Annotated in this window: 10 protein-coding genes and 1 pseudogene; all 11 read left to right on the top strand. The window is 71.1% G+C overall.

What is annotated here, in order from left to right; all coding sequences use genetic code 11:
• Window positions 1-9: 9 nt before the first annotated feature.
• The 11 genes and pseudogenes from J8403_RS12560 to J8403_RS12510 all read left to right on the top strand — a co-directional run bounded on the left by J8403_RS12560 (window position 10) and on the right by J8403_RS12510 (window position 14,503).
• Window positions 10-3,984 carry a non-ribosomal peptide synthetase gene (locus tag J8403_RS12560; RefSeq protein WP_211123275.1) on the top strand — a complete coding sequence of 1,325 codons (3,975 nt, stop codon included), beginning with the start codon at window positions 10-12 and terminating at the stop codon, window positions 3,982-3,984.
• Window positions 3,985-4,024: 40 nt separating this feature from the next.
• Entirely contained in the window at window positions 4,025-5,215 is a 1,191-nt protein-coding gene (locus tag J8403_RS12555; protein ID WP_211123274.1) for a cytochrome P450, read from the top strand.
• 13 nt (window positions 5,216-5,228) lie between these two features.
• A pseudogene (locus J8403_RS12550) lies at window positions 5,229-6,419 on the top strand (macrolide family glycosyltransferase); the annotation flags it as partial.
• Window positions 6,420-6,534: 115 nt separating this feature from the next.
• Window positions 6,535-6,897, top strand: a complete 363-nt coding sequence (locus J8403_RS12545; RefSeq protein ID WP_211123272.1) for a DsrE family protein — start codon at window positions 6,535-6,537, stop codon at window positions 6,895-6,897.
• 1 nt (window position 6,898) lies between these two features.
• Window positions 6,899-7,312 carry a hypothetical protein gene (locus J8403_RS12540; protein WP_211123271.1) on the top strand — a complete coding sequence of 138 codons (414 nt, stop codon included), beginning with the start codon at window positions 6,899-6,901 and terminating at the stop codon, window positions 7,310-7,312.
• On the top strand, window positions 7,309-7,713 hold the full coding sequence (locus J8403_RS12535; protein WP_119991761.1) for a hypothetical protein: 405 nt from the start codon (window positions 7,309-7,311) through the stop codon (window positions 7,711-7,713). Before J8403_RS12540 ends, J8403_RS12535 begins: the two co-directional genes overlap by 4 nt.
• 69 nt (window positions 7,714-7,782) lie before the next feature.
• Window positions 7,783-8,886, top strand: coding sequence for a beta-ketoacyl synthase N-terminal-like domain-containing protein (locus J8403_RS12530; RefSeq protein WP_211128216.1), 1,104 nt, complete (start codon window positions 7,783-7,785; stop codon window positions 8,884-8,886).
• A 148-nt stretch (window positions 8,887-9,034) separates the two neighbouring features.
• Entirely contained in the window at window positions 9,035-10,714 is a 1,680-nt protein-coding gene (locus J8403_RS12525) for a phytoene desaturase family protein (protein ID WP_211123270.1), read from the top strand.
• Between the two features lie 49 nt (window positions 10,715-10,763).
• Window positions 10,764-11,741, top strand: a complete 978-nt coding sequence (locus J8403_RS12520; protein WP_211123269.1) for an ATP-binding cassette domain-containing protein — start codon at window positions 10,764-10,766, stop codon at window positions 11,739-11,741.
• The gene (locus J8403_RS12515; RefSeq protein ID WP_211123268.1) at window positions 11,738-12,526 is read left to right on the top strand and encodes an ABC transporter permease; all 789 of its coding nucleotides are present in this window, start codon (window positions 11,738-11,740) and stop codon (window positions 12,524-12,526) included. The genes J8403_RS12520 and J8403_RS12515 overlap by 4 nt, the downstream gene beginning before the upstream one ends.
• A 21-nt stretch (window positions 12,527-12,547) precedes the next feature.
• Window positions 12,548-14,503, top strand: coding sequence for an ABC1 kinase family protein (locus J8403_RS12510; protein WP_211123267.1), 1,956 nt, complete (start codon window positions 12,548-12,550; stop codon window positions 14,501-14,503).
• Window positions 14,504-14,534 lie beyond the last annotated feature (31 nt).

Here is a 14,534-nt window from a genome sequence, read left to right as displayed (position 1 = left end):
GAACGAGACATGCCTGACGCCCGGATCACCCGGCTCCCCCTGACCGCCGCCCAGTCGGGAATGTGGTACGCCCAGCGGCTGGACCCCGACAACCCGATCTACAACGGCGCCCAGTACCTGGAGATCCAGGGGCTGCTCGACCCCGACCTCCTGGAGGAGGCGCTGCGCCGGGTCGTCCGGGAGACCGACGCGCTGCGCACCCGCTTCGCCGAGGACGCCGAGGGCGTATGGCAGTTGGTCGACCCGGACGGCACGGGAACGGTCCACTACATCGACGTCAGCCACGAGGACGACCCGCAGGCCGCGGCCGAGGCATGGATGAGCGCCGACTTCCGGCGCCCGCTGGACCTCCTCGGCGACGAACTGGTCCGCTTCGCCGTCATCGAGACCGCCCCCGACCGCTTCCTGTGGTACCACCGCTGCCACCACATCGTGCTGGACGGCTTCAGCGGCGCCCTGATCTCGCGGCGGGTCGCCGAGATCTACACCGCCCTGACGGCCGGGAACCCGGTGCCCGAGAGCGGATTCGGACCGCTGTCGGGCCTGGTGGCCGCCGACGAGAGCTACCGTGCCTCGGAGGACTTCGCCAAGGACAAGGCGCACTGGAACACCCTGCTCGCCGACCGCCCCAAGCCGCCCAGCCTGACGGCCGCGGACCCCACCATGCCGACCCGCCTGCGGCGCGGCACCACCTGGCTGTCCGCCGAGTCCACCCGTGCGCTGCGGGAGGCCGGAGACCGGGCCGGCGTCCCCTGGCCGCCCGTGGTGACGGCCGTCCTCGCCGCCTATCTGCAGAGCCTGGCCGGAGGCGATGACATCGTCGTCGGCCTGCCGGTGACCGGCCGGGTCGGCAAGGTCGCCCGGGCCACCCCGGGCATGGTCTCCAACGTCCTGCCGCTGCGGCTGTCCGTGCGGCCCGAGTCGACCTTCGGGGAACTGCTCACCCAGGTCGCCGGATCGATGCGGCGGGTCCTGCGGCACCAGCGCTACCGCTACGAGGACCTGCGCCGCGACCTCGGCCTGCTCGGCGGCGACCAGCGCCTGGTCGGACCGCAGATCAACATCATGATGTTCGGCCACGGGCTGACCTTCGGCGAACTGCCCGCGATCCCGCACACCCTCAACCTGGGCCCGGTGGAGGATCTGTCGGTCGTCGTCCACGACCTGGGCGAGGGCCAGGGGCTGCGCATCGACTTCGAAGGCAACCCCGAGCTCTACAGCGACCAGGATCTCGCCCTCCACCAGCGCAGATTCGGCCGGCTGATGGAGTCCCTCGCGGACGCCGGAGCGGACCGCGCCCTGGGCACCGTGGACATCCTGCTGCCCGACGAGCGGGCCCGTCTGCTGCCGCCGGCGGACGACACCCCGGCCGCGCCACCGGAGACCACCCTCACCGAGCTGTTCGAGGCGCGGGCGAGGGAGTCCGCGCAGAGCGTGGCGGTGGTGTGCGGCGAGGAGTCGCTGTCCTACGGAGAGCTGAACGCGCGGGCGAATCGGCTGGCGCGGTTGCTGGTGGCGCGCGGGGTGGCGGTCGAGGACCGGGTGGGCCTGGTGCTGCCCCGGTCACTGGACCTGGTGGTGGCGGTCCTCGCGGTGCTGAAGGCCGGGGCGGTGTATGTGCCGGTGGACCCGGGCTATCCGGCCGACCGGGTGGCGTATGTGTGGGAGGACGCGGGGCCCTCGCTGGTGGTGACGGAGGCGGGTGTGGGAGTCCAGGTGCCGGCAGGGGTTCCGCTGGTGGCACTGGACGACGCCGAGGTCGTCGCGGAGTTGGCGAGGCTGAATGGGTCGGATGTGGGGATCCGCGTCGCGCCGGAGACGGCCGCGTATGTGATCTACACATCGGGTTCCACGGGACGGCCCAAGGGCGTCGTGGTGCCGCACGGAAATGTGGTGCGGCTTTTCGAGGCGACGGATCAGTGGTTCGGATTCGGCCCGGATGACGTATGGACGCTGTTCCATTCGTTTGCGTTCGACTTCTCGGTGTGGGAGTTGTGGGGTGCGTTGTTGCGGGGTGGGCGGTTGGTGGTGGTGCCGTTCGAGGTGAGTCGTTCGCCGGGGGAGTTTTTGCGGTTGCTGGCGGATGAGGGGGTGACGGTGCTGAATCAGACGCCGTCGGCCTTCTATCAGCTGATGCAGGCCGATCGTGAGGCGCCGGAGACCGGCGCCCGGTTGAAGCTGCGGCGGGTGGTGTTCGGCGGCGAGGCGCTGGATCTGTGGCGTCTCGAGGAATGGTTCGACCGGCACGGCGACACCGGTCCCGTGCTGGTGAACATGTACGGGATCACCGAGACAACCGTCCACGTCAGCTATGCGGCGCTGGATTCCCGTATCGCGAAATCCGGTGCGGGGAGCGTCATCGGCGTCGGCATTCCCGACCTTCGGGTCTATGTCCTCGACGGCGGTCTGCGGCCGGTGCCCGTCGGCGTGGCGGGGGAGATGTATGTCGGCGGCGCCGGGGTGGCGCGTGGCTATTGGAACCGTCCCGGTTTGACGGCCGGGCGTTTCGTGGCGGACCCGTTCGGCCCGGCGGGTGCCCGGATGTACCGCACCGGAGACGTGGCGCGGTGGACCGATGGGGGCGTGCTGGAGTTCGTCGGGCGGGCGGATGACCAGGTGAAGGTGCGGGGTTTCCGTATCGAGCTGGGGGAGATCGAGTCGGTCCTGGGTGAGTGTGCGGGGGTGGGCCAGGCGGTGGTGGTGGTCCGTGAGGACCGTCCCGGTGATAAGCGGCTGGTCGCGTATGTGGTCCCGGACGCGGGCGCCGAGGTGGAGGCGAGGGTGCTGCGGGAGCATGCGGCGGGGCTGTTGCCGGAGCATATGGTGCCGTCTGCTTTTGTGGTGCTGGAGCGGTTGCCGTTGACGGTGAACGGCAAGCTGGACCGTAAGGCGCTGCCCGCGCCGGAGGCGCCGGTGAGCACCGGGGGCCGGGCGCCGCGGACGCCGCGCGAGGAGATCCTGTGCGGGCTCTTCGCGGAGATCCTGGACGCGCCCCGGGTGGGCGTGGACGACAACTTCTTCGACCTCGGCGGACAGTCGCTGCTGGCGACCCGGCTGCTCAAGCGCATCCACGCCACGTTCGGCGTCGAACTGACCATCCGCAGCCTCTTCGAGGCCCCGACACCCGCCGAACTCGCGGTTCACCTCGACGACGAGGACCGGGGACAGCCGCTGGACGTGCTGCTGCCGCTGCGGCCGCACGGCACCCGCCCCCCGGTCTTCTGCGTCCACCCGGCGGGCGGCCTGAGCTGGTGCTACTCCGGGCTGATCAAGCACCTGGGCCAGGACTATCCCGTCTACGGCCTGCAGGCGCGCGGGCTCGACGACGACGGCGAGCAACTGCCCAAGACGATCGCCGAGATGGCCGACGACTATGTGCGGCAGATCCGCACCGTCCAGCCCTCGGGCCCCTACCGGCTGGTCGGCTACTCGGCGGGCGGGGTCATCGCCCACGCCATGGCCACCCGTCTGGAGGCGCTGGGCGAGGAGACCGACCTGCTGGGCGTGCTGGACACCTACCCGAACCAGAAGATGCCGCCCATCGACGAACAGGACGTGCTGGCCGACCTGTTGCGGTGGGTCGGCTACGACCGGCGCTACCTCGGCGGCGGGCCGCTCACCCATGAGCGGGTGACCGAGGTGCTGCAGCGCCTCGGCAGCGCCATGGCCACCCTCGAGGGCCGCCACATCGAGGCCATCACCAGGATCTACGCCAACAACAGCGATCTGTTCAACACCCATCTGCCGGACAAGTTCGGCGGCGACATCCTGCTGGTCGTCGCCACGCTCGACAAGATCGACATCTCCCCGACCCCGGACACCTGGGGCCCCTATGTCGGCGGGCGGATCGAGACCCGGGAAGTCGACCGGCAGCACACGGACCTCATGAAGCCCGGCCCGCTGGCGGAGATCGGGCGCATTCTGGCCGCGAAACTCGAGGACATGGACGGCCCCGGACCGGACGCCCACGGTACGGCGCGGTAAATCCCCCCGAACTTGAGACATTCCAAGGAGCGCAAACGCGATGACCACCAGTGACGCCGTGCGTGACCGGCAGACCGCCGAAGCGAACGCACACTTCTTCGCCTGGCTGGAGAAGATGCGGAAGGAAGACCCGGTCAGCTACAACGAGCAGTCCTTCCAGTGGTCGGTGTTCCGGCACGAAGATGTCACGCACATCATGGCCAACACCGATGTCTTCGTTAACGACATGTCCGATATCACGCCGCCCCAGGAGGACTACGACGTCTTCTTCAAGGGGAACATCGCCGCGATGGACGAGCCCCGGCACCGGAAATTCCGGATGCTGGTCAGCAAGGCCTTCAGCGCCCGCTATATAGCCGGTCTGGAGCCGAAGCTCCTCGAGATCGCCACCGGGCTGCTCGACGCGGTGGCCGACAAGGAGCGGTTCGACATCGCGGAGGACTTCGCGTTCCCGTTCCCCGTGGCCGTCATCGCCGATATCCTAGGCGCCCCCCGCGAGGACGCCCACCTCTTCGCGGAGTGGGCCAATCTGCTGCACGCCAGCAATCAGGGCGTCGAGGGGCACCGGGCGACCGCGATGCGGCTGAAGTCCCTCAACACCTATATGTTCGAGCAGATCCGCAGGCGCCGCGCCGAGCCGCGCGACGACCTGATCACCACGCTGGTGCAGGCCGAGATGGACGGCCGGACGCTCGACGACGAGGAGATCGTGGGCTTCGCCGGCGTGCTGCTGATGGGCGGGATCACCACCACCGCGGCCCTGATCAGCAACATCATCCTGACCTTCGACCGCTTCCCCGAGCTGTACACCGAGGTGCGTGCCGACCGCTCCCTGGTGCCCCAGGCCATCGAGGAGGTCGTCCGTATCCGGCCCTCGTTCAGCAACTTCGTCCGGATGACGGCCGAGGACGTGGAGCTCGGCGGGCAGATCATCCCGGCCGGGGAACTCGTCCATGTGTGGATCTCCTCCGCCAACCGCGACACAAGCGCCTTCACGGACCCCGACCGGTTCGACATCCACCGGGAGAACAACCGGCACGTGGGCTTCGGACAGGGCATCCACTACTGCATCGGTGCCCCGCTCGCCCGTCTGGAGAGCAGGATCGCCTTCAACCTGCTGCTGGACCGCTACCGCTCCATCCATGTCGTGCCGGACGCGGACATCGAGTTCCTCGACACGTCGGACATGATCGGCGCCTCGCGGCTCCCCGTCGTCGTCACCAGAGACTGAGCCGGAGCACGCCATGGAGAGCCACAGACGGACATCCCATATCGCGTTGTTCAACATCCCGGCCCACGGCCATGTGACCCCCACGCTCGGCACGGTGGCCGAGCTGGTGCGGCGTGGACACCGGGTGAGCTATGCCGTGACGGCCGAATTCGGCCCGCAGGTGCGGGCCGCCGGGGCCACCCTGGTGCCGTACGAGACGACCCTGCCCGCCTCGGACCGGGTCGAGGACTGGCCCTCCGACGATCCGGTCGCCATGTCCCGCCTCGCCCTCGACGAGGCGATCGCCATCCTTCCGGGGCAGCTGCGGGCGTTCGAGACGGACCGGCCCGACCTGGTGCTGCACGACTTCGGCGCGCTCACCGGCCGGCTGCTCGCACACCGCTGGCAGGTGCCGGTCATCTGCCTCGCCTCCACCCATGTGTCCGCGGCGGGCCCGGAGGAACGCCGGGCCCGCCGGGAGATGTTCGAGGAGTACTTCGCGGACGACCCGCGCTGGTCGGAGTACCGGCGCGGATTCCGGCAGTTCCTGGACGACGCCGGCATCGCCCTGTCCATCGACGACTACACCGGGCTGCCCGAGCGCTGTCTGGTGCCGATGCCCCGGGAGTTCCAGATCGACGGGGACGCCGTGGACAGGCGCTATGCCTTCGTCGGCCCCTGTCTCGGGAAACGGGAGCACCAGGGCGAGTGGCGGGCCCCCGAGGACGGGCGACCGGTGCTGCTGGTGGCCCTGGGGTCCGCGGGCAGCGGCCAGCTGGCCTTCTACCGGGAAGTGGTGGCGGCCTTCACCGACACGCCCTGGCATGTGGTGCTCGCGACCGGCACCCTCGACCCCGCGCTGCTCGGCCCGCTGCCGCCCCATGTCGAACAGCACCGCTCCGTACCCCAGTTGGCCGTGCTGGAGCGGGCTTCCGCCTTCATCACCCACGGCGGTATGGGCTCGGTGCTCGAGGCCATGCACCACGGGGTCCCCATGGTCGCCGTCCCGCAGGTCAACGACCAGCACATCAACGCCGAGCGCCTGGTCGACCTGGGGCTCGGGCGGCACATCCCCCTGGACAAGGCGACTGCGTCGCGGCTGCGGGATGCCGTGTCCTTCGTCGCCTCCGACCCCGAGATCGCGGCGCGGACCGCCGCCATGCGCAAGCGGATGCGGCAGCTGGACGGCGCGGTCACCTCGGCCGACCTGATCGAATTCGTGCTCCACGGGCAGCGGGAGCACTGGCAGGATCATGTCGCCCGCCTGGAACACCGCGTCGGCCCTGGCGATGCTGGCGAAGCCGTGAACGGTACGACGGTCGGCTGAAGGCATGGGAATCATGACGCGAGAAGACGCACCGGTCCTTAACTCTCCCCATCTGCTCATCGAGAGCCGTGGCCCCTGGGCGGGCCCCGCCTGTGGCGCGTTCGTCCGGGACGGCCGCACCCTGGCCCTCTCCGGCCATCCCGTGCAGCTGGTCCTCGTGCAGGACGCCGTCACCGCCGCCGTGCGCGGCACGGAGGAGGACTCGGCGGAGGTACGGGCCCTTGCGGAGGCCGGCGGTGAGGTGTGGGTGGACGACTTCTCCCTCGCCCAGCGCGGCCTCGCCGCGGACCGGCTGATCCCCGAGGCCCGGGTGGTGGGCATGCCGGAGGTCTCCGCCCGGGTGCTGGCCCCCGGCGTCAGGGTGGTGTGGCACTGAGATGGCCAGGACCACGACGGTTCCGCGCTCCGACGTCCTGCTGACGGTCATGGGCGCGCCCTACGAGAGCGACCTGCTCACCAGCGCGCTGCGGCTGTCGCAGGCCATGCTGGACGGCGGGGCCACGGTGCAGATCTGGGCCTGCGGCTACGCCACCATGCTCACCCAGCGGGGGCTGGGCGACAGCAAGCCCCGCAACCTCGCCGAATGGTCCGTGGACTATCCGTCGACGAGCCTGCTCGTGCGGGAGATGCTCCTCGCCTTCCCCGACCGGCTGCGCTGGTACGCCTGCCGCTTCTGCAGCGACGACCGCGGCGCGGTGGACCACATTCCGGAGGTCCCGGTGCGGGCCCCGGCGAGGTTCGCCGAGCATGTGGCCGCCGCGGACAAGACGCTCTACCTGGGAGTGATGTGACCGTGGCGGCCGAGGAGCGGCGCGCGCTCGCCATCGTCGAGCGCGCCTACCGGGGCGCGGTGGAGACCCAGTTCTCCGACGGCCTCTACTGCGCGTATCTCTTCCACCGCCACCTGGGCGGACTGGACGTGCTGCTGCGCGGCCCGGCGGTCGGCTATGCCGTCCGGGCCGCGCGGACGCCCGTACCGCGCCTGGGGAAGCGGGAGCTGACCACGGTCAACACCCCGGGCAAGGGCCTGGACGTGCTGCTGGCGGCCGGGGTCGGCGTCTGGATCGAGGAGCAGGACCTGCGGGCGTACGGCCCGGACGCGACGTCCGGTCTGCTGCCCGGCGTACGCACGGTACCGGCCGGGGCCATGGCGGCCCGCTGGCCCGGATACCGCGCGGTCTTCTATCTGTGAGCGGGCTCCCGGGGCGCGGCCGCCGGGACCCGCGACGATTCCCCAAGGAGTGGATCGGTTGTGACGGCCATGGTTGCCGCGGTGCGCGGTCCCGTGATCTCGGGCTGGTCGGCGGTGTCGCCGTACGGGATCGGGCGCCACGCCTTCGTCGAGGGGCTGCGGTCCGGGCGGAGAACGGCAGTGGAACTCGACCCGGCCGAGTGGTCGGGACCTGGTGAACAAGCCTGTCTGGTACCGGGCTTCGTCATCCGTGAGGTGCTGGGACGCAAGGGAACCCGGTCCATGGACCGGGTGACCGGACTGGCCGTCACGGCCGTGGACCGGCTGCTGCGGGAGGTCACGGGCACCGAGCCCGGCCCCGCGTCGGGCGGCGAGGACGTCGCGCTGGTGCTCGGCACGAACACCGGCAGCGCGCAGAGCATGATGGACCTGACCCGCGACACCTTCGTGCAGGAAAAGCCGTTCTACGTCGACCCCTCGCACTTCCCCAACACGGTGATGAACTGCGCCTCCGGGCAGTGCGCCATCCGGTACGGGCTGCGCGGGCCCAACGCCACCGTGGCCGCGGGCCGCGCCTCCGGGCTGCAGGCGCTGCACTACGGACGGCGTCTGCTGACATCGGGCCGGGCGGGCAGCGTGCTGGTGGGCGCGGTGGAGGAGCACTCGGCCGCCCGCGCCTGGCTGGAGCACCACACCCGGGGCGAGGACGAGCGGGCCGACGGTGTGCTGCTCGGCGAGGGCTGTGCGGTGCTGCGGCTGGTCCCCGCCGGCGCGCCGGACGCGGCGGCGGGCCTGGCCGAAGTGGTGCTCGTGGAGTCCGGGGTGGCCGGCCCGGAGGGCACGGAACCGGCTCTGACCCGGTGCGTGGAGCGCGCGCTGCGGCGTTCCGGGGTGACCCCGGCCGAGGTGTGGGCGGTCTCGCCGTCCGCGCCGGCCGGGACCGCCGGAGTGGCGGAACGGGGCGTGCTGGAGGCGCTGTTCGGCGAGGCCGAGCCCCGCTGGGTGCCGCACCCCGAACCGATCGGGGACACCTCCGCGGCCGCCGCGGCCTTCCAGGTGGTCGCGGTCCTCGCCACCGCCGAGGACGCCCCGGAGGCCTCCGGCAAGGTCGCGGTGATCACCTCGGTGGACCGCGACGGGGCGGTCGCCTGCGCATTGCTGCGGCTGCGGTGAAGACGAGCGAACGGGGGCAGCGGACCCACCCGATCCCGGGCGTCGCACGGGAGAAAGGTGTGGGTGGCAGCTTCCGGTCACGGCCCGGGACCGCGGCCCCGATTGCTGCGACGGTTACGGCGATTGAGACACAGATGGGATCCCCAGCATGACGAACCGGGATGATTGGGATGCGATAGTCGTCGGCTCCGGCATCGGCGGCCTGGTCTGCGCCGCCTATCTGGCGGTGACCGGGCGGCGGGTCCTGGTACTGGAGCAGCATGACGTCGCGGGCGGCAACAGCCATGTGTTCCGCCGCCGCCGCGCCTACGAGTTCGACGTCGGCGTCCACTACCTCGGCGACTGCGGGCCCGGTGGGGTGCTGCCCGCGATCCTCGGCGGCCTCGGCCTGGACAAGCGGATCACCTACCGCGAGATGGACCAGGACGGCTTCGACGAGATCGTGCTGCCGAGCACCTCCATGTTCATGCCCGCCGGCTGGGACCGGTACCGGCGGCGCCTGAAGGAGACGCTGCCGCAGGACGCCGAGGGCCTGGACACCTTCCTCGACATCTGCGAGACCCTGGGGGCCGAGATGCGCTCGGCCCTGCTGTCCGGGGAGGACCTGACCGTCGCCGACCTGGTCGCGCGCACCCCGGTCACCCTCAAATGGGGCCGCCATCCGCTCTCCCGGCTCTTCGACCACTGCGGGCTCTCGGCGCGGGCCAGGACCATCCTGGCCGCCCAGTCGCCCAACTACGGCATGGGGCCCGAGCAGGCGACCGTCTCGATGCACGCGACCGTCACCGACCACTACGTGCGGGGCGCCTACTACCCCGAGGGCGGCGGCCAGATGCTGGCCGCGGGCCTGGTGGAGAGCCTGGAGGCGCACGGCGGGGCCCTGCTCACCCGGGCCCATGTGACGCGCATCCTCGTCGACGACGGCAAGGTCACCGGGGTGGGGCTGGCCGACGGACGGCGGTTCTCCGCCCCGCTGGTGGTCTCGAACGCCGACTACCGCCGCACCGTGCTCGACCTCGTGGGCGCCGAGCACTTCCCCGCCAAGCTGGTGACCAAGACCCAGGACGCGGCCATGGGCCTGCCGTTCGCCACGCTGTACGTGGCCCTGGACCGGCCGCTGCCCGAGCGGCGCAACGCCAATCTGTGGTGGTACGCCGACGACGACATCGACACCTACTACCGGCGGCTCGCCGAGGGCGACATCGACCCGATCTCCTTCCTCTTCCTGTCCTTCGCGTCGCAGAAGGACCCCCAGGGGCGCACCGTGTGCCCGCCGGGCCACAGCAACTTCCAGGTGATGACGCTGTGCCCGCCCGAGTACGACCGCTGGGGGGTGACCACGGGGCCCGCCGACGGCACCCGTTACCGCCGCAACGGCGCCTACCGGCAGAGCAAGGAAGAGTTCACCCAGGCCATGCTCACCGCCGCCGAGCGGGCGATCGGCCCCTTCCGGGACCACATCACGCACCTGGAGGCGGCGACCCCGCTGACCCATGAGCGCTACACCCTGTCCACCGGGGGCACCCCCTTCGGCCTCGCGGACTGGGGCGGCGTGGGCGTGCGTCCCGACACCCGCACCCAGGTCGAGGGGTTGCACGTGGTGGGCGCCAACACCCGCTACGGCAGCGGCATCACCGGTGTCGCCGTGGGCGGCATCGCCTGCGCCTCCGCCATCGTCGGCCGCCGGCTGATGCACGAGGTGCACGACGGGGCCGTGCTGGGCGACGCGGACCTGCTGCCCGAGCGCGACGAGCGCTGGGACCCGCTCGCCGTCTCCCGGGGAACCGACCGTCGCCACGCCCGCGGTCTCGCGGGCATCGACCGATGACGGCACCGCCCGGATCACGCACACACCGGCGACCTTTCCAGGAGAGAACATGGACGTGGCGATCGAGGCCGAGGGCCTGAGCAAACGGTACGGCGACAACGAGGTGCTGAAGGGCGTCGACCTCACGGTGCCCGCCGGGTCCGTGCTCGGCCTCCTCGGACCGAACGGAGCCGGGAAGACCACCACGGTACGGATCCTGGCCACCCTGCTGCCGGCCGACGGCGGCCGCGCGGTGGTGGCCGGCCACGACATCGGCACCGCGCCCCTGGAGGTCCGCAGGCGCATCGGCCTGGCGGGACAGTACGCGGCCGTGGACGAGCGCCTGACCGGCCGGGAGAACCTCGTCCTCATCGGCAGGCTCTACCGACTCGGCCGCGCCAACGCCAAGCGGCGGGCCGAGGAACTGCTGGAGCGCTTCGACCTCACGGGCGCCGCCGACCGGGAGACGAAGACCTACTCGGGCGGTATGCGGCGCCGGCTGGACCTGGCCGCCAGCCTGCTGGCCGACCCCGGCGTGCTGTTCCTGGACGAGCCGACCACCGGCCTGGACCTCACCAGCCGCATGACCCTGTGGGCCATGGTCCGCGAACAGGTCGAGGCGGGCGTCACGGTCCTGCTCACCACCCAGTACCTGGAGGAGGCGGACCAGCTCGCCGACCGCATCGCGGTCATCGACAAGGGGCTGCTCATCGCCGATGGCACCCCCGACGAGCTCAAGCGCAAGGTCGGCGGGGAGCGCCTCGAGGTCGGCCTCGCCGACCCGGGCGCCGTCCCGGATGTCACCGCGCTGCTGGAGCGCGTCGCGGTCGGCGAACCCGTGGTGGGGGACCAGGGCCGCAGCGTATCGGTGCCGGTGGGCTCCGGCATCGACTCCATCGCCGACGCGGCCGCCGCGCTGCGCGGCAAGGGAATCGAGGTGACGGACTTCGCCATGCGCAGACCGTCCATGGACGACGTGTTCCTCGCGCTGACCGGGCGCAGCAGCGCCGGGGAGCCCGACGAGGACGAGGGGAAGACGGCAGCATGAGAGAACTGGCAACCGACACCTGGATCCTGGCCGGGCGTCATATGAAGCACATCGCCCGGGTACCGGAGAAGCTGATCGGGGTGACCATCGCGCCCGTCGTGATGGTGCTGGTCTTCGGCTATCTCTTCGGCAGCGCGATGTCCGTGCCCGGCGGCAACTACCGCGAGTACATCATGGCGGGCATCTTCACCCAGGTGATGTTCTCCGCGGTGGGCACGAGCGCCGCCGGCGTCGCGGACGACCTCAAGAACGGTCTGGTGGACCGCTTCCGGTCGCTGCCGATGTCCCGCTACGCGGTGCTGCTCGGCCGGACCGTCTCGGACATGGCGATGACGGCGCTCAGCTGCCTGGTCATGGCGCTGGTCGGCCTGCTCATCGGCTGGAAGGCGCACCACGGCCTGGTCAAGACCGTCGCGGGCTTCGGCCTGCTGCTCCTCCTGGGCTTCACCATGTGCTGGATCGGCGCGCTGATCGGCCTGGTGGTGCGCAGCCCGGAGGCGGTCAACACCATCTCCTCGCTGATGGTCCTGCCGTTCGCGCTGCTGTCCAACTCCTTCGTGCCGCTGGACGGGCTGCCGCGCTGGATGCAGATCATCGGCGAGTGGAACCCCATCAGTTCGGTGGTGAGTGCCTGCCGGGACCTGTGGGGCAACCCCTCCACGGTGGTGAGCGACGCCCTGCCGGCCCAGCACCCGCTGGCCGCGGGCACCCTGATCCTGTGCGCCCTGCTGATCGTGGTGGCCCCGATGGCCGCCCGCGCCTACCACAGGGCCGCCGCACGCTGACCCGAAGGACCCCGCGCAGTGATGAAGCTGGCCCAGTTCCTCCTGGCCCTCCTGGTGATGACCGCGTTCATCATGGCCTTCGTGTTCAGCGCCCGGAGGCTGCTGGGCCTGCGCATCGGGATCGTGCGGTCCCTGCTGGCCGGGCTGGTCAGCGTGGTGGGCCTGGCCGTCTTCAGCCTGCTGATGCAGCGCCCCGAGCAGCGCGGCATCCTCACCGGGGTGCAGTTCGGGTCCACGCTCGTGGTGACCACCGGCTTCCTGGCCGTCCTCGAAGTGGTCCTGCCCAGCGGCTCGGTGGGCGGGCCGCGCGGCTGGGTGCGGTCGGCGCGGTCCCGGGTCACCCGCACCCGCCGCTACTGGCACATCGTGTCCATCGCCATGCGCCACGGTCTGCGCCCCGGCCGCTATGGCGCGGTCCCCACCGGGGGCCGGGGGCTGGGCTCCGGGCGCATGGCCAGGCCGCTGCGGCTGGCGCTGGAGGAGGGCGGCGCCACCTTCGTCAAGCTGGGCCAGGTGCTGTCCACCCGCCGGGACCTGCTCCCGCCCGCCTTCATCGCCGAACTGGGGCGGCTGCACCACCAGGTCTCACCGGAGCCCTGGCAGGTGGTGGGGGAGGCCCTGGAGCGGGAGCTGGGCATGCCGCTGACGGAGGCGTTCGCCCACTTCGACCACGAGCCGCTGGCGGCGGCCTCCATAGCGCAGGTCCACGCGGCACGGCTGCACTCCGGCGAGGAGGTCGTGGTCAAGGTGCGCCGCCCGGGCGTCCGGGAGGTCGCCGAATGCGATCTGCAGATCATCCTGCGGTTCGCCAGAACGCTGGAGCGGCGCGCCGGCTGGGCCCGCGCCCTGGGGGTGGTGGACCTGGCCGACGGGTTCGCCACCTCGGTCCGTGAGGAGCTGGACTTCCGGATCGAAGCGGCCAACATCGCCACCGTGAGCACGGCCTGGACCCTGCGCTCGGAGGGCACCGGCATCCGGCTGCCGAGGGTGTACGAGGAGTGGTCGGGCGAGCAGGTGCTCGTCATGGAGCGCCTGACCGGCACCCCCATCGGCTCGGCCGCCGCGGTCCTCAAGGGCACCGAGGAGGAACGCCTGGCGCTCGCCAGGAAGGTGATGGTCAACATGTTCCACCAGGTGATGATCGACGGCACCTTCCACGCCGATCCGCACCCCGGGAACATCCTGCTGCTGGACGACGGCGCCATCGGTGTCATCGACTTCGGCTCGGTCGGCCGGGTCGACGCCCAGGTCCGCTCCGGTCTGCGGTCCCTGCTCTTCGCGCTCAACAGCCAGGACTCGGCCGCCCTGTGCGACGCGCTGCTGGAAGTGGTCACCCGGCCCGAGGAGATCGACGAGCAGCGGCTGCAGCGGGAGCTCGGCCGCTTCCTGTCACGCTACTTCGCGCCCGGCTCCACCCCCAGCGTGCAGATCTTCACCGACCTCTTCCGGCTGGTCCAGCGCCATGGGCTGACCATCCCGCCCGAGGTCGCGGCCGTCTTCCGGGCCCTGGGCACCCTCGAGGGCACCCTGATGCTCATCGCCCCGGGCTTCGTCATGGTGGAGGAGGCCCGGACCTTCGCCGACGGGGGCTTCGCCCGGGCCGGCGGCGATCCGCTGAGCCAGCTGATCAGCCCGACGGACGTGATGGCGGCCTGGGAACTGCTGCGCAGGCTGCCCCGGCGGCTGGACCGGGTCACCAGCGCGCTCGAACAGGGCCGCCTCGGCGTCGGCGTGCGGCTCTTCGCCAACGCCCGCGACCGTACGTACATCAGGTCGCTGGTGCACGAGATCCTGCTGACCTTCATCGCCGCCACCAGCGGGGTCATGTCGGTGATCCTGCTCAGCATCGACGGCGGTCCGCTGGTCGTTCCCGGAATAGGACTCTTCCAACTACTGGGCTATCACCTGCTGGTGATCTCCGGAGTGATCGGCCTGAAAGTACTTTTCCTCATTTCGCGCGGCAGCGGGCGGAACTGATGCGGCATTGAATGGTCATGGAATGGACGCC

Source organism: Streptomyces yatensis (assembly GCF_018069625.1).
Lineage (GTDB): Bacteria > Actinomycetota > Actinomycetes > Streptomycetales > Streptomycetaceae > Streptomyces > Streptomyces yatensis.
Note: the sequence above shows the minus strand (reverse complement) of the source record. Positions and strands in the feature narration are given on the sequence as shown.